General features: G+C 54.0%; 12 protein-coding genes, 1 tRNA gene, 3 rRNA genes and 1 riboswitch. Of the genes, 10 read left to right on the top strand and 6 right to left on the bottom strand.

Annotated features, from left to right (window positions below; genetic code table 11):
- Positions 1-47: 47 nt before the first annotated feature.
- The 3 genes from thiE to GC087_RS21755 form a co-directional block, all read right to left on the bottom strand.
- Positions 48-680 (bottom strand): thiamine phosphate synthase, encoded by a 633-nt coding sequence (gene thiE, locus GC087_RS21765; protein ID WP_033737961.1) that lies wholly within the window; start codon positions 678-680, stop codon positions 48-50.
- Positions 681-2,603, bottom strand: coding sequence for a phosphomethylpyrimidine synthase ThiC (gene thiC, locus GC087_RS21760; RefSeq protein WP_033737960.1), 1,923 nt, complete (start codon positions 2,601-2,603; stop codon positions 681-683). It lies immediately after the preceding gene.
- 86 nt (positions 2,604-2,689) lie between these two features.
- Positions 2,690-2,789, bottom strand: a riboswitch (TPP riboswitch).
- Positions 2,790-2,921: 132 nt separating this feature from the next.
- Entirely contained in the window at positions 2,922-3,425 is a 504-nt protein-coding gene (locus tag GC087_RS21755; RefSeq protein WP_033737958.1) for an Rsd/AlgQ family anti-sigma factor, read from the bottom strand.
- 196 nt (positions 3,426-3,621) lie between these two features.
- Between GC087_RS21755 and nudC the strand changes: the two genes are divergently transcribed.
- From nudC to GC087_RS21725, 6 genes are all read left to right on the top strand, one after another.
- Complete coding sequence (nudC, locus tag GC087_RS21750) at positions 3,622-4,392, top strand: NAD(+) diphosphatase (RefSeq protein WP_058702171.1); 771 nt, start codon at positions 3,622-3,624, stop codon at positions 4,390-4,392.
- A gap of 40 nt (positions 4,393-4,432) precedes the next feature.
- Positions 4,433-5,503, top strand: coding sequence for a uroporphyrinogen decarboxylase (gene hemE, locus GC087_RS21745; RefSeq protein ID WP_039343272.1), 1,071 nt, complete (start codon positions 4,433-4,435; stop codon positions 5,501-5,503).
- Complete coding sequence (nfi, locus tag GC087_RS21740) at positions 5,503-6,171, top strand: deoxyribonuclease V (RefSeq protein WP_033737954.1); 669 nt, start codon at positions 5,503-5,505, stop codon at positions 6,169-6,171. Before hemE ends, nfi begins: the two co-directional genes overlap by 1 nt.
- Before the next feature lie 62 nt (positions 6,172-6,233).
- The gene (locus GC087_RS21735) at positions 6,234-6,824 is read left to right on the top strand and encodes a YjaG family protein (protein ID WP_006121510.1); all 591 of its coding nucleotides are present in this window, start codon (positions 6,234-6,236) and stop codon (positions 6,822-6,824) included.
- Positions 6,825-7,012: 188 nt separating this feature from the next.
- Positions 7,013-7,285, top strand: coding sequence for a nucleoid-associated protein HU-alpha (hupA, locus tag GC087_RS21730; protein WP_006121511.1), 273 nt, complete (start codon positions 7,013-7,015; stop codon positions 7,283-7,285).
- 67 nt (positions 7,286-7,352) lie between these two features.
- A complete protein-coding gene (locus GC087_RS21725) occupies positions 7,353-8,015 on the top strand; it encodes a DUF1481 domain-containing protein (RefSeq protein WP_324029346.1) in 663 nt (220 codons plus the stop codon).
- Positions 8,016-8,053: 38 nt separating this feature from the next.
- Here GC087_RS21725 and purD read toward each other — a convergent pair whose 3' ends face one another.
- Both purD and purH read right to left on the bottom strand, forming a co-directional pair.
- Positions 8,054-9,334 carry a phosphoribosylamine--glycine ligase gene (purD, locus tag GC087_RS21720; protein WP_033737950.1) on the bottom strand — a complete coding sequence of 427 codons (1,281 nt, stop codon included), beginning with the start codon at positions 9,332-9,334 and terminating at the stop codon, positions 8,054-8,056.
- A gap of 16 nt (positions 9,335-9,350) precedes the next feature.
- Positions 9,351-10,940, bottom strand: coding sequence for a bifunctional phosphoribosylaminoimidazolecarboxamide formyltransferase/IMP cyclohydrolase (gene purH / locus GC087_RS21715; protein WP_054634702.1), 1,590 nt, complete (start codon positions 10,938-10,940; stop codon positions 9,351-9,353).
- A 633-nt stretch (positions 10,941-11,573) separates the two neighbouring features.
- Here purH and GC087_RS21710 point away from each other — a divergent pair.
- From GC087_RS21710 to rrf, 4 genes are all read left to right on the top strand, one after another.
- Positions 11,574-13,115: ribosomal RNA gene (locus GC087_RS21710) — 16S ribosomal RNA — on the top strand.
- A 92-nt stretch (positions 13,116-13,207) separates the two neighbouring features.
- A tRNA-Glu gene (locus tag GC087_RS21705) sits at positions 13,208-13,282 on the top strand.
- Between the two features lie 351 nt (positions 13,283-13,633).
- A 23S ribosomal RNA gene (locus GC087_RS21700) occupies positions 13,634-16,539 on the top strand.
- Positions 16,540-16,642: 103 nt separating this feature from the next.
- Positions 16,643-16,758 (top strand): 5S ribosomal RNA (rrf, locus tag GC087_RS21695).
- The 16S, 23S and 5S rRNA genes sit together here with 1 tRNA gene alongside, the layout of an rRNA operon.
- Positions 16,759-17,331: 573 nt before the next feature.
- On the opposite strand, the gene GC087_RS21690 is transcribed toward rrf, so the two are convergent.
- On the bottom strand, positions 17,332-17,550 hold the full coding sequence (locus tag GC087_RS21690; protein ID WP_006122329.1) for a YdgH/BhsA/McbA-like domain containing protein: 219 nt from the start codon (positions 17,548-17,550) through the stop codon (positions 17,332-17,334).
- Positions 17,551-17,634: the final 84 nt, after the last annotated feature.

The following is a 17,634-nucleotide window of genomic DNA, read 5'->3' as shown; positions in this document are numbered from 1 at the left end:
ACTGCCTGTTGCACAACGTGCGCGTTTATCTGCGCGACAGGGCGGGGTTAATGCCCGGATTCGGGCTCAACAAGCCGTAACAGCTCGCGGGTGGCCGCCCGCCAGTCCTCTGCCTGCGTAATGGCGCTCACCACGGCGATACTGCCGACACCAGTTTCAAGTACCGCCGGAACGCGATCAATGCTGATGCCGCCAATCGCCACGGTAGAGATCCCCTGCAACCGACTCAGATGGCGTTTAAGTTCAGACAACCCCTGCGGAGAAGAGGGCATCACCTTCGTCTGAGTCGGAAAGATATGTCCCAGCGCAATGTAGGAAGGACGCAGCGCCAGCGCCCGATCCAGCTCAGCATCATCGTGCGTGGAAATGCCCAGGCGCAAGCCTGCGTCCAGAATGCGCTGCACATTGGCCACGGCCAGATCTTCCTGCCCCAGATGAACGCCATAAGCCTTATGCTTAATCGCCAGCTGCCAGTAGTCATTAATAAACAGGCGCGCCTGGTAACGCTGACCTGTTGCGATAGCCTGGATGATGGTGGGTTCAACGATCTCATCTGGCAGATCCTTAATCCGCAGCTGAATCGTGCGCACCCCGGCATCCAGTAAGCGTTCGATCCATTCAACGCTGTCGACCACCGGATACAGCCCTAATCGCGGCGCGGTAGCGGGAAAGGCGTTCATTTACTCCTCCTTAATCGCTGTGGCGGGATGGTAGAGTTCACCGCCCCGTTCACGGAAATGATCAGACATCTGCGCCATGCCAACCTCAATAGCCTGCGCTTCCGCTTCCTGTCTGGCAGCATAGTCACGCACTTCCTGCGTGATCTTCATTGAGCAAAACTTAGGGCCGCACATTGAACAGAAGTGGGCGACTTTACCCGATTCCTGTGGCAACGTTTCATCGTGATAGGCCCGGGCTGTATGAGGATCCAGCGCCAGATTGAACTGATCTTCCCAGCGAAATTCGAAGCGCGCTTTCGACATGGCGTTGTCGCGGATCTGCGCCCCCGGATGGCCTTTGGCCAGATCGGCAGCATGCGCGGCGATCTTGTAAGTGATTAACCCCTGTTTCACATCCTCTTTGTTTGGCAGGCCAAGATGCTCCTTCGGCGTGACGTAACACAACATCGCGCAGCCAAACCAGCCAATCATGGCGGCACCGATGCCAGAGGTAAAATGATCGTAGCCCGGCGCAATGTCGGTCGTCAGTGGGCCCAGAGTATAAAACGGCGCTTCATGGCAATGTTCCAGCTGCTCTGTCATGTTGCGACGGATCATCTGCATCGGGATATGGCCGGGGCCTTCGATCATCACCTGTACGTCATATTCCCAGGCTATTTTTGTCAGTTCACCCAGCGTGTGCAGCTCAGCGAACTGTGCTTCGTCGTTGGCGTCCTGAATCGATCCGGGGCGTAATCCGTCGCCCAGTGACAAAGCGATATCGTAGGCTGCGCAAATTTCACAGATGTCGCGGAAGTGTTCATAGAGAAAGCTCTCTTTGTGATGAGACAGGCACCACTTCGCCATAATGGAGCCACCACGGGACACAATACCGGTCAGGCGTTTTGCAGTCATAGGAACGTAGCGCAGCAGCACACCCGCATGGATAGTAAAATAATCCACGCCCTGTTCGGCCTGCTCCAGTAACGTATCGCGGAAAATGTCCCAGTTCAGGTTTTCAGCCACACCGTTGACCTTCTCCAGTGCCTGATAAATCGGAACAGTGCCGATGGGAACAGGACTATTACGCAGAATCCATTCACGGGTTTCATGAATATAGCGTCCGGTCGACAGATCCATGACCGTGTCCGCGCCCCAGCGTGTGGACCAGACCAGCTTTTCTACTTCTTCTTCAATAGACGAGGTCACCGCTGAGTTACCAATGTTGGCATTCACCTTCACGAGAAAGTTGCGTCCAATGATCATCGGTTCGGATTCGGGATGGTTGATATTGGCCGGAATAATAGCGCGGCCAGCGGCCACTTCCTGGCGTACAAACTCGGGGGTAATGTTTTCGGGCAGATGGGCACCAAAGCTGTGGCCCGGATGCTGTTGCAGCAGTACCTCACCACGAATGCGCTCACGGCCCATGTTCTCCCTGATGGCGATGAACTCCATCTCTGGCGTGATGATTCCCCGACGCGCGTAATGTAACTGGGTCACACAGCGGCCGGCTTTAGCACGGCGCGGCGTTGGCAGATGTTCAAAGCGCAGGTGATCCAGTCCGTCATCAGCCAGTCGCTGCTGCGTATACGCCGAGCTAATCTGCGTCAGTTTTTCGCTGTCGTCGCGCTCTTCAATCCAGCGAGCACGCAGTTTATCCAGTCCGCGATGCACGTCGATTTTTGCTGCCGGATCGCCATAGGCACCGGCGGTGTCATAAACCGGCACAGGCTCATTTTCCTGGTAAACGGGCTCATCTTTACTGCCGCCGGTCAATGTAGGGCTAAGCTGGATTTCGCGCATGGGGACACGAATGTCGTCACGACTGCCGGTCAGCCAGATACGTTTTGAGTTGGGAAAGGCACTGCCACCCTGCAGGGAATCAATGAATTCCTGTGCCTGAGCACGTTGTTCGCGACGGGTCGTTTTCGTAGTAGACATAGCAATATTCCAGTAAGTGGGAAGGTTGCTTGTCCGGAGTTCGGAAGGAGTAACGGCACAGCGGGCACCCTGAGTGCGGCGTACCGTAAAAATTTACTCTTGTTCCCTTCGCAGGTTCTAACCTGATCAGGTTCCGCGGATCCCGAATTAACGGTCTCAGCCCAATGGGCACTCCGACAAGATTTGGTTTAACGGTTAATCAGGTCCCGCAAGGACGTGCAACCGTCAAACCCTGACAACATAAAACAGATGTTTTAAAGCCCACTCAGCATAAGGGGGCTTTTTATGAATCACAAGTTATTTACATTTGCGGCACTGTTAAGCAGGGCGGGCAATTTCACTGTCGTTCGCCACAGGCGGAGTCAGGTGATTGTCCCATGCCATTTGGATAAGCTTGTCTTCAAGGGTAAAACGCGCCTCAAGAGCTTCGCCGACTTCTGACAAGGCGTGCTGAAACGTCACATAGTTGTCGTCGTCGATGGCCTGTTGCAGGTGGCCGTCATACAGCTGCATCAACTGCTCGGTATTGGCTTCCAGCGACGGGTAAATCTGCGCGGCAGCCAGCAGCGGACTGGTGCCGTCCATCTCTGCAATCAAACGCTGGTAAAGGCTAAAGTGACCGGATGAAAGATAATCGACCAGCGTGTGGCAAAAGTTATCCAGTGCCTGCTCGTCCAGGCGAGTCAGCGCTTCTTTTTTTGGCTTGATGCCGACCAAATGGTAATAAGAAACCAATAGCTGGCGGCGAGCTGCCAGCCATGAATCTACCAGTTCATTACTGCCACCTACGCGTTGGGTCAGAACGTCTAACTGGTTAAGCATAGTTAACTCCGTATGCGTTATGCACCTTCATATTTCAGATTAGCGATGCGCCAATTGCGCTTGTTCTCCGCGAACCTGTCGGGATAAATAAGCGTGCTGTCGTCTTGCAACCAGAATTATTTGGGTATAGTTGTTCATCTACACACTTAACATCGGGACTTCAGCGTGCGGGTTGACGCTAAGGATGACGAAATAAATGCAATGCGAAATTTCAAGCGTAGACGCTGGATGGTGGATTGTCAGTATTGAACAGAAAATTTGGTTACCGCAAGGCGATTTACCTCACGGAAACGCACAGCAGTTTGGCCTTACCGGGCACCAGGGGCGCGTGATTGGCGAATGGCAGGGAGAGAAGGTCTGGCTGATTTGTGAAACGCGTTCGTCAGATATGTTGTCGTTGCGCCAGTTACTCAACGAAGATCCGGGCCTGTTTCAGCTGGCCGGGCGCGGGGTGCAGTTAGCAGAGTTTTACCGATCCCATCGCTGGTGCGGCTATTGTGGTCATGAGATGCATGCCAGTAAACGCGAATTTGCCTGCCTGTGTAGCCATTGCCGTGAACGTTATTACCCACAAATTGCGCCCTGTATTATCGTTGCTATCCGCCGTGGAGATGAGATCCTGCTGGCCAACCATGCGCGTCATCGTAATAACATTTACACTGTGCTGGCCGGGTTCGTTGAAGTCGGTGAGACCATTGAACAGGCGGTTGCACGCGAAGTGATGGAAGAGAGCAACGTGCGCGTGAAGAATGTCCGTTATGTCACTTCCCAGCCCTGGCCTTTCCCGCAGTCCTTAATGATGGCCTTTATGGCGGAGTATGACGGCGGCGACTTACAGCACGACGGTAAAGAGCTGTTGGATGCCGGATGGTTCCGTTTTGATGCGCTGCCTTTACTGCCTCCACCTGGCACCGTTGCCCGTCGATTAATTGAAGATACCGTTGCCCTCTGCCGCGCTGAGGCGTGAGAGTGCTACACTACTCGCTTGATACCGAGAGAGTCCTGACATGAGTGAACTGAAGAACGACCGTTATTTGCGCGCCCTGTTACGCCAGCCTGTCGATGTTACCCCCGTATGGATGATGCGCCAGGCCGGACGATATTTGCCGGAATATAAAGCCACGCGTGCCCAGGCGGGCGACTTTATGTCGCTGTGTAAGAATGCCGAGCTGGCCTGCGAAGTCACCCTGCAACCATTGCGTCGCTACAAGCTCGATGCGGCCATCCTCTTCAGTGATATTCTCACCATTCCTGATGCGATGGGATTAGGGCTGTACTTCGAAACGGGGGAAGGTCCATGCTTTTCAAACCCCGTAACCTGCCGTGCCGACGTCGATCGCCTGCCTGTTCCCGATCCTGAACAGGAACTGGGTTACGTGATGAATGCCGTACGGACCATCCGTAAGAACCTTAATGGTGAGGTGCCCTTAATTGGTTTTTCAGGCAGTCCGTGGACGCTGGCAACCTATATGGTAGAAGGCGGCAGTAGCAAGGCCTTCACCAAAATTAAAAAAATGATGTACGCCGAACCTGCCACATTGCATGCCATGCTGGATAAGCTGGCCGACAGCGTTATTCTCTATCTCAACGCTCAGATCCGCGCCGGGGCGCAGTCAGTCATGGTGTTTGACACCTGGGGCGGCGCATTGAGTGGCCGCGATTATCGCGAATTCTCGCTTTATTACATGCATAAAATCGTCGACAGCGTACTGCACGAAAACGAAGGCCGTCGTGTGCCGATCACGCTGTTTACTAAAGGCGGCGGTCAGTGGCTTGAGGCCATGGCTGAAACAGGCTGCGATGCACTGGGCCTGGACTGGACTATCGACATCAGTGAGGCCCGCCGTCGTGTCGGGCATAAAGTCGCCTTACAGGGCAATATGGATCCCTCCATGCTGTACGCACCACCGGCCCGTATCGAGCAGGAAGTGGCCAGTATTCTGGACGGTTTCGGCAAAGGTGAAGGCCACGTATTCAATCTGGGACATGGTATCCATCAGGATGTACCGCCAGAGCATGCCGGCGTCTTCGTTGAGGCGGTGCACCGCCTTTCCCGCCAGTATCATCAGGAGTCATAATGGATATTGCTGCACTTCGTGCGGAGCAACAACAGCGTGCCGCAGACGTCGTGCGGCAGGACGATTTTGATGTGCTGCCGCCACGCTTTATTGGTGGCGCAGACGTCGGGTTTGAACAGGAAGGTGCGGTCACGCGCGCGGCGCTGGTTATTCTTGAATACCCGTCGCTGAAGCTGGTGGAGCATCGTATCGCGCGCATCGAGACGACTATGCCGTACATTCCTGGCTTTCTCTCTTTCCGGGAATATCCCGCCTTGCTGGCGGCATGGAATATGCTGGAGCAGAAGCCTGACCTGTTGTTTGTCGACGGTCACGGCATTTCGCATCCGCGTCGGCTCGGTGTGGCGTCACACTTTGGACTGATGGTCGATGTTCCCACCATCGGTGTCGCCAAAAAGCGTTTGTGCGGACGGTTTGAGCCGCTGGACGAGACTCCCGGCAGTCGCCAGCCGTTAATGGATAAAGGGGAGCAAATTGGCTGGGTATGGCGCAGCAAGGTACGCTGTAATCCGCTGTTTGTGGCCACCGGGCATCGCGTCAGCCTGGACAGTGCCCTCGATTGGGTTGAAAAGTGTACTCAGGGCTACCGTTTACCGGAACCGACGCGCTGGGCAGATGCTGTCGCATCACGCCGACCTGCATTTCTGCGCTGGCAAAACGCGCTTTAGCACTGTTTGTAGGGCGCTTTTGCGTTACACTGCGGCCAGCGAAACGAATAAGAGCTCTGTGTATGTTACAAAACCCTGTGCATTTGCGTCTGGCAAAGCTGGAAAGCTGGCAACATCTGACGTTTATGGCTTGCCTGTGCGAGCGCATGTATCCTAATTACATGGCTTTTTGCCAGCAAACTGCGTTTGCCGATCCTGCGCTTTACCGCCGGATTCTCGATCTGATTTGGGAAACGCTGACGGTGAAAGATGCAAAGATCAACTTCGACAGTCAACTGGAAAAGCTCGAAGCTGCGATTCCGGATGGCGATGATTTTGAGGTCTACGGCGTGTATCCGGCCATCGATGCCTGTGTGGCATTAAGTGAAGTGCTGCACGCCCTGTTAAGTGGCGAAACGCTTGAACATGCGATTGAAGTCAGCAAGACCTCCATCACCACCGTGGCCATTCTGGAAATGACTCAGGCAGGCCGCGAAATGACCGATGAAGAGCTGCGGGAAAACCCGGCTGTCATCGACGAATGGGACCTGCAATGGGAGATTTTTCGCCTGCTCGCAGACTGTGAAGAGCGAGACCTTGAATTGATAAAAGGTCTGCGATCCGACCTGCGCGAGGCGGGAATTAGTAACATCGGTATAAAAATTCAGCAATAAGGCGAGAAAACGTGACTTCAGGCCTTAATTAGCGCGCCTGGAGGCTTCACATCAGCCCCCTGTCTGGTCTACATTTGGGGGGCTGAAAATTGTGGCTATCGGTGCGTGCAGGCTGAAGAGTGCCCGAAGTTGGCTTTTCCCTCGCACTCGTTGCTTAGCAAGCGATAAATACACTTTAAGGATAACTTATGAACAAGACTCAACTGATTGATGTGATCGCAGAAAAAGCTGACCTGTCTAAAACCCAGGCCAAGGCAGCGCTGGAATCTACTCTGGCTGCAATCACTGAGTCTCTGAAAGAGGGTGATGCTGTACAACTGGTTGGTTTTGGTACTTTTAAAGTGAACCACCGCGCTGAGCGTACCGGTCGTAACCCACAGACTGGCAAAGAAATCAAAATCGCTGCGGCAAACGTACCTGCATTCGTGTCTGGTAAAGCTCTGAAAGACGCCGTCAAGTAAGACGTCGCATAGCGGTAAAGTTTTAAACAGGGGCGATTTCGCCCCTTTTGTTTAAGGGCCAGCCACCATGACTACGCTGCTTAAGCGCTTTTCTGCCCTGCTTCTCTCCTCACTGATTATCGGGTGCAGTTCCACCCCCGACATTCCCGCCTTTTCCGCCAGTGGTTATCTGGCCGACCGTGGCAGTGTGCGTATCTGGCGTAAGAATACGGATCATCAGTCTGTGCATATTCGTACGCTGTATAACCCGTTTAACAGCGAAAAAAGCGAAACGACAGACTACCGCTGGCTGGGCGATCATCTGGTCAGCGTTGAGCGTCAGGTGAAAGGCGCGCCTCCCGACGATGTCACCCTGCGATTTGACCAGAATGGCAGTCTTAACTTTATGCAGCGCCAGCTTGCTACTCAACGTGAAGCGGTCAGCCCTGATACGGTGGAACTTTATAAGTTTGACGCGCAACGTATGCGGGACGTCAGCGATGCGCTCTTAAGCGGTCGGGTGTTTCTGAAGCAGGGGCACTGGGCAGGGGGCAATGTCGTGGAGACCTGTGACGGCCAAAAGGTGACGCCAGCGTTTGACAGTGAGGCATGGCAGACGCTCACGCATTACCGCCGTCATTCCGCTGGTCCCTTGATGGTTTCATGGCTGGAAGCGCCGGAAGGCGTTCAACTGTTGCGGGTCAGCCACAAAGACGAATGTGCAGATGAGCCCAAAGAGGCGGATTTCTGAGGCATGAAAAAGGGGCACAACGTGTGCCCCTGTCATCGTTACTGGCGACCAATGGCGCGATAGCCGATATCGCGGCGGCAGAAACTGCCTTGCCAGGAAATCGGCTGAGCAAGCGCATAAGCGCGCTTCTGCGCAGCGGCAACGTCATCGCCTAACGCGGTGACGCACAACACACGTCCACCGTTAGTCAGTACGCGGTCGCCTTCCAGACGTGTACCGGCATGGAAAACTTTGCCGTCAGCCGCTTCTTCCTGCGGCAAACCGTGAATCAGTTCGCCGTTCGCGTAGGGGCCAGGGTAGCCACCTGCCGCCAGCACCACACCCAGCGAAGGGCGGGGATCCCATTGTGAGTCTTTTTGATCGAGCTTGCCTTCACAGGCAGCCAGACAGAGATCCACCAGATCCGATTGCAGGCGCAGCATAATGGGCTGCGTTTCCGGATCGCCGAAACGGCAGTTGAATTCGATCACTTTTGGCTGACCGGTCTTATCGATCATCAGCCCGGCATATAAGAAGCCTGTGTAGACATTCCCTTCTGCTGCCATGCCACGTACGGTTGGCCAGATGACCTGGTCCATGACGCGCTGGTGGATTTCATCCGTCACCACTGGTGCAGGAGAGTAAGCGCCCATACCGCCGGTGTTTGGTCCTGTATCCCCATCGCCGACGCGTTTGTGATCCTGACTGGTGGCCATCGGCAGGACATTCTCGCCATCGACCATCACGATAAAACTGGCTTCTTCACCGTCCAGGAACTCTTCGATCACAATACGGTGCCCGGCGTCACCAAAGGCGTTGCCCGCCAGCATATCCTGCACCGCGTTTTCGGCTTCCTGCAACGTCATGGCCACAATGACACCTTTACCGGCAGCCAGGCCATCGGCTTTGATGACAATGGGCGCCCCTTTTTCACGCAGATAGGCCAGCGCAGGGGCGACCTCGGTGAAATTATGGTATTCGGCAGTGGGGATGTTGTGACGCGCAAGGAAGTCTTTCGTGAACGCTTTCGAACCTTCCAGCTGTGCGGCAGCCTGAGTCGGACCAAAGATTTTTAAGCCGGCGGCACGGAATGCATCAACCACGCCAATCACCAGCGGCGCTTCGGGTCCAACGATAGTGAGATCGATCTGTTCACGTTGCGCAAAGGCAAGTAATGCCGGGATATCTGTTGGGGAAATATCGACGTTCTGTAAAGCCGGTTCCAGCGCCGTACCTGCATTACCAGGGGCGACAAAAACGGCCGTTGCCAGCGGCGACTGGGCGGCTTTCCAGGCCAGGGCATGTTCACGTCCGCCGTTACCGATGATTAAAATTTTCATAAAACGCTCCACAGAATTAATGACGGAAGTGACGCATATCAGTAAAGATCATGGCAATACCGTGTTCATCGGCAGCTGCAATCACTTCGTCGTCGCGGATAGAGCCGCCTGGCTGAATGACACAGCTCACGCCCACGGCTGCAGCGGCATCAATACCATCACGGAATGGGAAGAACGCATCGGAAGCCATCGCAGAACCTTTAACTTCGAGACCTTCATCACCCGCTTTGATGCCCGCAATTTTGGCAGAATAGACGCGGCTCATCTGGCCCGCACCTATGCCAATAGTCATATTGTCGCGTGCATAGACAATGGCGTTGGACTTAACGAATTTAGCCACTTTCCAGCAGAACAGAGCATCACGCAGTTCCTGTTCAGAAGGCTGACGCTTGCTGACGACCCGCAACTGGCTGGCATCGACCATCCCGAGATCGCGATCCTGAACCAGCAGACCACCATTCACCCGTTTGAAATCCAGCGCGGCGACACGGCCCTGCCATTCACCACATACCAGTACACGAACGTTTTGTTTCGCCGCCGTGATTTTCAGGGCCGCTTCGGTCGCCGAAGGGGCGATGATCACTTCAACAAACTGCCGGCTGATAATGGCCTGTGCGGTCGCCTCGTCCAGTTCACGGTTAAACGCAATAATACCGCCAAATGCAGAGGTAGGATCGGTCTGGTAAGCGCGCTCGTAAGCCGCCAGAATGGACTCGCCGACGGCCACGCCGCAAGGATTAGCATGCTTTACAATGACGCACGCGGGCTCAGCGAATTCTTTTACGCACTCCAGTGCTGCATCGGTATCCGCAATGTTGTTATAAGACAGTGCTTTGCCCTGCACCTGCTCGGCGGTAGCGACAGAGGCCTCCTGTACATTTTCTTCTATATAGAAGGCGGCATCCTGATGGCTGTTCTCGCCATAACGCATATCCTGCTTTTTAACGAAGTTAAGATTGAGGGTGCGTGGGAAGCGTCCTGCCGGCTGCTCAGTTTCACCATGGTAGGCGGGAACCATGCTACCGAAGTAGTTGGCGATCATGCTGTCGTACGCAGCGGTGTGTTCAAACGCTTTGATTGCCAGGTCAAAACGGGTTTCCAGCGTCAGTGAGTTTTGGTTAGCGTCCAGCTCGGCGATGATGGCCGGGTAGTCGCTGCTCTTTACCACAATCGCCACATCTTTGTGGTTCTTGGCCGCCGAGCGCACCATGGTTGGGCCACCAATATCAATGTTCTCTACGGCATCTTCCAGTGAGCAGTCTGGCTTCGCGACGGTTTGTGCAAAGGGATAAAGGTTAACGACCACCATATCGATAGGGTTGATAGCGTGCTGCGCCATTACCGCATCATCTTGTCCGCGACGTCCCAGAATGCCGCCATGGACCTTCGGGTGCAGCGTTTTAACGCGTCCATCCATCATTTCCGGGAAACCGGTGTAGTCAGACACTTCGATGACGGGGAGCCCTGCCTCTGCCAGCAGACGTGCGGTGCCGCCTGTAGAGAGCAGCTCAACACCACGTTGGGAGAGTGCCTGAGCAAATTCGAGGATGCCGGCTTTATCAGAAACACTGAGCAGGGCGCGGCGTAAAGGACGAGGTTGTTGCATGGTGGTTTTATCCCTTGGCTTTGATTCGCGTAAATAAGAGCGTTACATCAAGTTTGCGAGCTTTCTTCCTCTTTATAGAGAAGTGAAAACGCGAAAACTTCAGGTAACGCCCCGAAAAGGGGCATCCATAGCGTTGCGGGGGCATTGTAGCGAAAACGTTTGCGTGATGCTCGTCTAAATTTGTACGTAACAGGAATGTGGATAACTTTGTGTGTAACTGCGTATAAGGCGGGCTTTTGCTGTGGAATGCAGCGAACAGTCATTTTTATTGAATTTAGCCCTTGTCAGCCTGCGAGAACTCCCTATAATGCGCCTCCATCGACACGGCACAACGGCTTACGGAATGCGGTGTTGAGAGGGTCAGGCAACTGAGCCGCCGGAGAAAAACTTCTGAAAAAGAGGTTGACTCTGAAGGAGGAAAGCGTAATATACGCCACCTCGCAACAGACGGTTAACCCGCTGCTTGCACTGCTCTTTAACAATTTATCAGACAATCTGTGTGGGCACTCGCAGGATTGATATCCGCGTCTCCGGACGCAAAAAAATATCAAGTCTTAAGAGTGAACACGTATTGAAATTCATTACGACGTTTTCCTTGAGCATCGCTGCACTGGTTGCAGCAAATCAAACTTTAAATTGAAGAGTTTGATCATGGCTCAGATTGAACGCTGGCGGCAGGCCTAACACATGCAAGTCGGACGGTAGCACAGAGGAGCTTGCTCCTCGGGTGACGAGTGGCGGACGGGTGAGTAATGTCTGGGAAACTGCCCGATGGAGGGGGATAACTACTGGAAACGGTAGCTAATACCGCATAACGTCGCAAGACCAAAGTGGGGGACCTTCGGGCCTCACACCATCGGATGTGCCCAGATGGGATTAGCTTGTAGGCGGGGTAACGGCCCACCTAGGCGACGATCCCTAGCTGGTCTGAGAGGATGACCAGCCACACTGGAACTGAGACACGGTCCAGACTCCTACGGGAGGCAGCAGTGGGGAATATTGCACAATGGGCGCAAGCCTGATGCAGCCATGCCGCGTGTATGAAGAAGGCCTTCGGGTTGTAAAGTACTTTCAGCGGGGAGGAAGGTGCTGAGGTTAATAACCTCAGCAATTGACGTTACCCGCAGAAGAAGCACCGGCTAACTCCGTGCCAGCAGCCGCGGTAATACGGAGGGTGCAAGCGTTAATCGGAATTACTGGGCGTAAAGCGCACGCAGGCGGTCTGTTAAGTCAGATGTGAAATCCCCGGGCTTAACCTGGGAACTGCATTTGAAACTGGCAGGCTTGAGTCTCGTAGAGGGGGGTAGAATTCCAGGTGTAGCGGTGAAATGCGTAGAGATCTGGAGGAATACCGGTGGCGAAGGCGGCCCCCTGGACGAAGACTGACGCTCAGGTGCGAAAGCGTGGGGAGCAAACAGGATTAGATACCCTGGTAGTCCACGCCGTAAACGATGTCGACTTGGAGGTTGTTCCCTTGAGGAGTGGCTTCCGGAGCTAACGCGTTAAGTCGACCGCCTGGGGAGTACGGCCGCAAGGTTAAAACTCAAATGAATTGACGGGGGCCCGCACAAGCGGTGGAGCATGTGGTTTAATTCGATGCAACGCGAAGAACCTTACCTACTCTTGACATCCAGCGAACTTTCCAGAGATGGATTGGTGCCTTCGGGAACGCTGAGACAGGTGCTGCATGGCTGTCGTCAGCTCGTGTTGTGAAATGTTGGGTTAAGTCCCGCAACGAGCGCAACCCTTATCCTTTGTTGCCAGCGATTTGGTCGGGAACTCAAAGGAGACTGCCGGTGATAAACCGGAGGAAGGTGGGGATGACGTCAAGTCATCATGGCCCTTACGAGTAGGGCTACACACGTGCTACAATGGCGCATACAAAGAGAAGCGACCTCGCGAGAGCAAGCGGACCTCATAAAGTGCGTCGTAGTCCGGATCGGAGTCTGCAACTCGACTCCGTGAAGTCGGAATCGCTAGTAATCGTGGATCAGAATGCCACGGTGAATACGTTCCCGGGCCTTGTACACACCGCCCGTCACACCATGGGAGTGGGTTGCAAAAGAAGTAGGTAGCTTAACCCTCGGGAGGGCGCTTACCACTTTGTGATTCATGACTGGGGTGAAGTCGTAACAAGGTAACCGTAGGGGAACCTGCGGTTGGATCACCTCCTTACCTGAAGATACCTTCGTGCGAAGTGCTCACACAGATTGTCTGATAGAAAGCTGAAGAAGCAAGACGGCTGCGAAGCCGAGACACACGTACGTGTCCCCTTCGTCTAGCGGTTAGGACTCCGCCCTTTCACGGCGGCAACAGGGGTTCGAATCCCCTAGGGGACGCCACTTGCTTGGTGACAGGTGAAAGGTGTCTCCACGAAGTATCTCAAAACTGGCCTCAGGGTCACGTTTGAGATATTTGCTCTTTAACAATCCGGAACAAGCTGAAAATTTGAAACGACGCACATGGTGTTCCTCCGTAATAAGGAACACAGCATGATGCGTTCGGGTCTCTCAAAAGCTTACAGCTTACAAGCAACTGTTATGCAGTAGCGCGCGAGCAGTAAAGAAAGCAAGGCGCGTCGGCGCACAGCCAGCGGAGCGTACTGAAGTACGTGAGCATGGCGAGCACCGCGCAACGATGCATTCTTTACGCGCAGCCGTTACGGTAAACAGATAAACGCCTGTGGGTTGTGAGGTTAAGCGACCAAGCGTACACGGTGGATGCCCTGGCAGTCAGAGGCGATGAAGGGCGTGCTAATCTGCGATAAGCGCCGGTAAGGTGATATGAACCGCTACAACCGGCGATACCCGAATGGGGAAACCCAGTGTGATTCGTCACACTATCATGCAGTGAATCCATAGCGGCATGAGGCGAACCGGGGGAACTGAAACATCTAAGTACCCCGAGGAAAAGAAATCAACCGAGATTCCCCCAGTAGCGGCGAGCGAACGGGGAGGAGCCCAGAACCTGCATCAGCTTGTGCATCAGTGGAAGCGTCTGGAAAGTCGCAGGGTACAGGGTGATACTCCCGTACACAAAGGTGCATGAGCTGTGAGTTCGATGAGTAAGGCGGGACACGTGGTATCCTGTCTGAATATGGGGGGACCATCCTCCAAGGCTAAATACTCCTGACTGACCGATAGTGAACCAGTACCGTGAGGGAAAGGCGAAAAGAACCCCGGCGAGGGGAGTGAAACAGAACCTGAAACCGTGTACGTACAAGCAGTGGGAGCACCTTCGTGGTGTGACTGCGTACCTTTTGTATAATGGGTCAGCGACTTATATTCTGTAGCAAGGTTAACCGTATAGGGGAGCCGCAGGGAAACCGAGTCTTAACTGGGCGTTAAGTTGCAGGGTATAGACCCGAAACCCGGTGATCTAGCCATGGGCAGGTTGAAGGTTGGGTAACACTAACTGGAGGACCGAACCGACTAATGTTGAAAAATTAGCGGATGACCTGTGGCTGGGGGTGAAAGGCCAATCAAACCGGGAGATAGCTGGTTCTCCCCGAAAGCTATTTAGGTAGCGCCTCGTGAACTCATCTCCGGGGGTAGAGCACTGTTTCGGCTAGGGGGCCATCCCGGCTTACCAACCCGATGCAAACTGCGAATACCGGAGAATGTTATCACGGGAGACACACGGCGGGTGCTAACGTCCGTCGTGAAGAGGGAAACAACCCAGACCGCCAGCTAAGGTCCCAAAGTCATGGTTAAGTGGGAAACGATGTGGGAAGGCACAGACAGCCAGGATGTTGGCTTAGAAGCAGCCATCATTTAAAGAAAGCGTAATAGCTCACTGGTCGAGTCGGCCTGCGCGGAAGATGTAACGGGGCTAAACCATGCACCGAAGCTGCGGCAGCGACGCGTAAGCGTTGCTGGGTAGGGGAGCGTTCTGTAAGCCGTTGAAGGTGTGCTGTGAGGCATGCTGGAGGTATCAGAAGTGCGAATGCTGACATAAGTAACGATAAACAAGGTGAAAAACCTTGTCGCCGGAAGACCAAGGGTTCCTGTTCAACGTTAATCGGAGCAGGGTGAGTCGACCCCTAAGGCGAGGCCGAAAGGCGTAGTCGATGGGAAACAGGTTAATATTCCTGTACTTGGTGTTACTGCGAAGGGGGGACGGAGAAGGCTATATCGGCCGGGCGACGGTTGTCCCGGTTTAAGCGTGTAGGTGTGTGCGCCAGGCAAATCCGGTGCACTTTACACTGAGGCGTGACGACGAGGCACTACGGTGCTGAAGTGATAAATGCCCTGCTTCCAGGAAAAGCCTCTAAGCATCAGGTAACACGAAATCGTACCCCAAACCGACACAGGTGGTCAGGTAGAGAATACCCAGGCGCTTGAGAGAACTCGGGTGAAGGAACTAGGCAAAATGGTGCCGTAACTTCGGGAGAAGGCACGCTGGCGCGTAGGTGAAGGGACTTGCTCCCGGAGCCGAGGCCAGTCGAAGATACCAGCTGGCTGCAACTGTTTATTAAAAACACAGCACTGTGCAAACACGAAAGTGGACGTATACGGTGTGACGCCTGCCCGGTGCCGGAAGGTTAATTGATGGGGTTATCCGTAAGGAGAAGCTCTTGATCGAAGCCCCGGTAAACGGCGGCCGTAACTATAACGGTCCTAAGGTAGCGAAATTCCTTGTCGGGTAAGTTCCGACCTGCACGAATGGCGTAATGATGGCCAGGCTGTCTCCACCCGAGACTCAGTGAAATTGAAATCGCTGTGAAGATGCAGTGTACCCGCGGCAAGACGGAAAGACCCCGTGAACCTTTACTACAGCTTGACACTGAACACTGAGCCTTGATGTGTAGGATAGGTGGGAGGCTTTGAAGCGTGGACGCCAGTCTGCGTGGAGCCGTCCTTGAAATACCACCCTTTAATGTTTGGTGTTCTAACGTGGGCCCGTGATCCGGGCTGCGGACAGTGTCTGGTGGGTAGTTTGACTGGGGCGGTCTCCTCCCAAAGCGTAACGGAGGAGCACGAAGGTTGGCTAATCCTGGTCGGACATCAGGAGGTTAGTGCAATGGCATAAGCCAGCTTGACTGCGAGAGTGACGGCTCGAGCAGGTGCGAAAGCAGGTCATAGTGATCCGGTGGTTCTGAATGGAAGGGCCATCGCTCAACGGATAAAAGGTACTCCGGGGATAACAGGCTGATACCGCCCAAGAGTTCATATCGACGGCGGTGTTTGGCACCTCGATGTCGGCTCATCACATCCTGGGGCTGAAGTAGGTCCCAAGGGTACGGCTGTTCGCCGTTTAAAGTGGTACGCGAGCTGGGTTTAGAACGTCGTGAGACAGTTCGGTCCCTATCTGCCGTGGGCGCTGGAGAATTGAGGGGGGTTGCTCCTAGTACGAGAGGACCGGAGTGAACGCACCGCTGGTGTCCGGGTTGTCACGCCAGTGGCACTGCCCGGTAGCTAAGTGCGGAAAAGATAAGTGCTGAAAGCATCTAAGCACGAAACTTGCCCCGAGATGAGTTCTCCCTGAGGCTCCGAGCCTCCTGAAGGGACGTTGAAGACGACGACGTTGATAGGCCGGGTGTGTAAGCGCAGCGATGCGTTGAGCTTACCGGTACTAATGACCCGTGAGGCTTAACCTTACAACGCCAGAGGCGTTTTGGTTGAGAGACAGAAAGAATTTTCAGCCTTGTTTACCGGATAACGCCGTGCGGCCCGAGAGGGCGGTGCGGCAGACAGAATCTGCCTGGCGGCTGTAGCGCGGTGGTCCCACCTGACCCCATGCCGAACTCAGAAGTGAAACGCCGTAGCGCCGATGGTAGTGTGGGGTCTCCCCATGCGAGAGTAGGGAACTGCCAGGCATCAATCAGGTGAAGAAGCCCCGTACGGAAGTACGGGGCTTTTTTACGTCCGCCGTCCGGGGAGGGCGGGGGTTGCCGGACCTCTGCGGGCTTCAGGGCAGATCTCTGTTGCTGCCTGACCGGGCGCGCGAAACCATCATGCCGGAACCCTCCGTCGACTGTCAGCCCATTCTCATCCCGTTTATAGCAACGCGATGAGACGATGGCTTATGACGTATTTCCGCCTCCTTTCCTGAATATAAATAATGTCGTGAAACAGGGTAAGCCTGCCATCATCCCGACGTTATGACATCCGATCTCTTTCAATATCAAAACCAGTAAATCAAACGAACGCGTCACCCCTGCCGTGATCCAAGAAACGGTTATGTCTGTGCTTAACGTGACTTTGGGCGCATTCGTTTTACTGGAAGAAAAGATGGGACGTACAGGGGCTAAATACTGGTGATTTAATTACGTGTTAATGCAGGGAAATATACGTCGGCACGGTAAGATATGAATATAAAAGTTTGAAAAGCCGGTAATTAAAGCGCCGGGAGGCGTTTTAAAACCGGCTTTTTATTTCACTTACTGACATTATTTATATAATTCAGCGGTGACGTGTGCGTAGTTATTCGTGTCAGCACTAATCACTTTAAAATGCTCGCCCTGCTGTTTAGCCTGTCTGGCGATTTTAGAAACCGCGCCATCCAGCGTTAACGAGGTGGCAGAGACCGTTTCTGCGGCGAAACAACCAAAAGACATCAGTGTCAATGCTACAGCCGCAGCGGCTGATGATACTTTATTGATTTTCATAACATTACCCCTTGATTCCGGTTGATGAAGGAGTCTGTCTGGCTCCGTTAAAATCAAATTAGCAAAAGGAACGCGATCTAAAAT

This window comes from Pantoea sp. JZ2 (genome assembly GCF_035191405.1).
GTDB lineage: Bacteria > Pseudomonadota > Gammaproteobacteria > Enterobacterales > Enterobacteriaceae > Pantoea > Pantoea stewartii.
The sequence above is the reverse complement of the archived record's forward strand: the minus strand, read 5'-3'. Positions and strand labels throughout refer to the sequence as shown.

Coding starts and splice junctions, on each gene's coding strand:
- nfi (WP_033737954.1), top strand. CDS start 5,503: ATGGATATTGCTGCACTTCGTGCGGAGCAACAACAGCGTGCCGCAGAC.
- GC087_RS21735 (WP_006121510.1), top strand. CDS start 6,234: ATGTTACAAAACCCTGTGCATTTGCGTCTGGCAAAGCTGGAAAGCTGG.
- hupA (WP_006121511.1), top strand. CDS start 7,013: ATGAACAAGACTCAACTGATTGATGTGATCGCAGAAAAAGCTGACCTG.
- purH (WP_054634702.1), bottom strand. CDS start 10,940: ATGCAACAACCTCGTCCTTTACGCCGCGCCCTGCTCAGTGTTTCTGAT.
- hemE (WP_039343272.1), top strand. CDS start 4,433: ATGAGTGAACTGAAGAACGACCGTTATTTGCGCGCCCTGTTACGCCAG.
- GC087_RS21755 (WP_033737958.1), bottom strand. CDS start 3,425: ATGCTTAACCAGTTAGACGTTCTGACCCAACGCGTAGGTGGCAGTAAT.
- GC087_RS21690 (WP_006122329.1), bottom strand. CDS start 17,550: ATGAAAATCAATAAAGTATCATCAGCCGCTGCGGCTGTAGCATTGACA.
- thiC (WP_033737960.1), bottom strand. CDS start 2,603: ATGTCTACTACGAAAACGACCCGTCGCGAACAACGTGCTCAGGCACAG.
- nudC (WP_058702171.1), top strand. CDS start 3,622: ATGCAATGCGAAATTTCAAGCGTAGACGCTGGATGGTGGATTGTCAGT.
- thiE (WP_033737961.1), bottom strand. CDS start 680: ATGAACGCCTTTCCCGCTACCGCGCCGCGATTAGGGCTGTATCCGGTG.
- GC087_RS21725 (WP_324029346.1), top strand. CDS start 7,353: ATGACTACGCTGCTTAAGCGCTTTTCTGCCCTGCTTCTCTCCTCACTG.
- purD (WP_033737950.1), bottom strand. CDS start 9,334: ATGAAAATTTTAATCATCGGTAACGGCGGACGTGAACATGCCCTGGCC.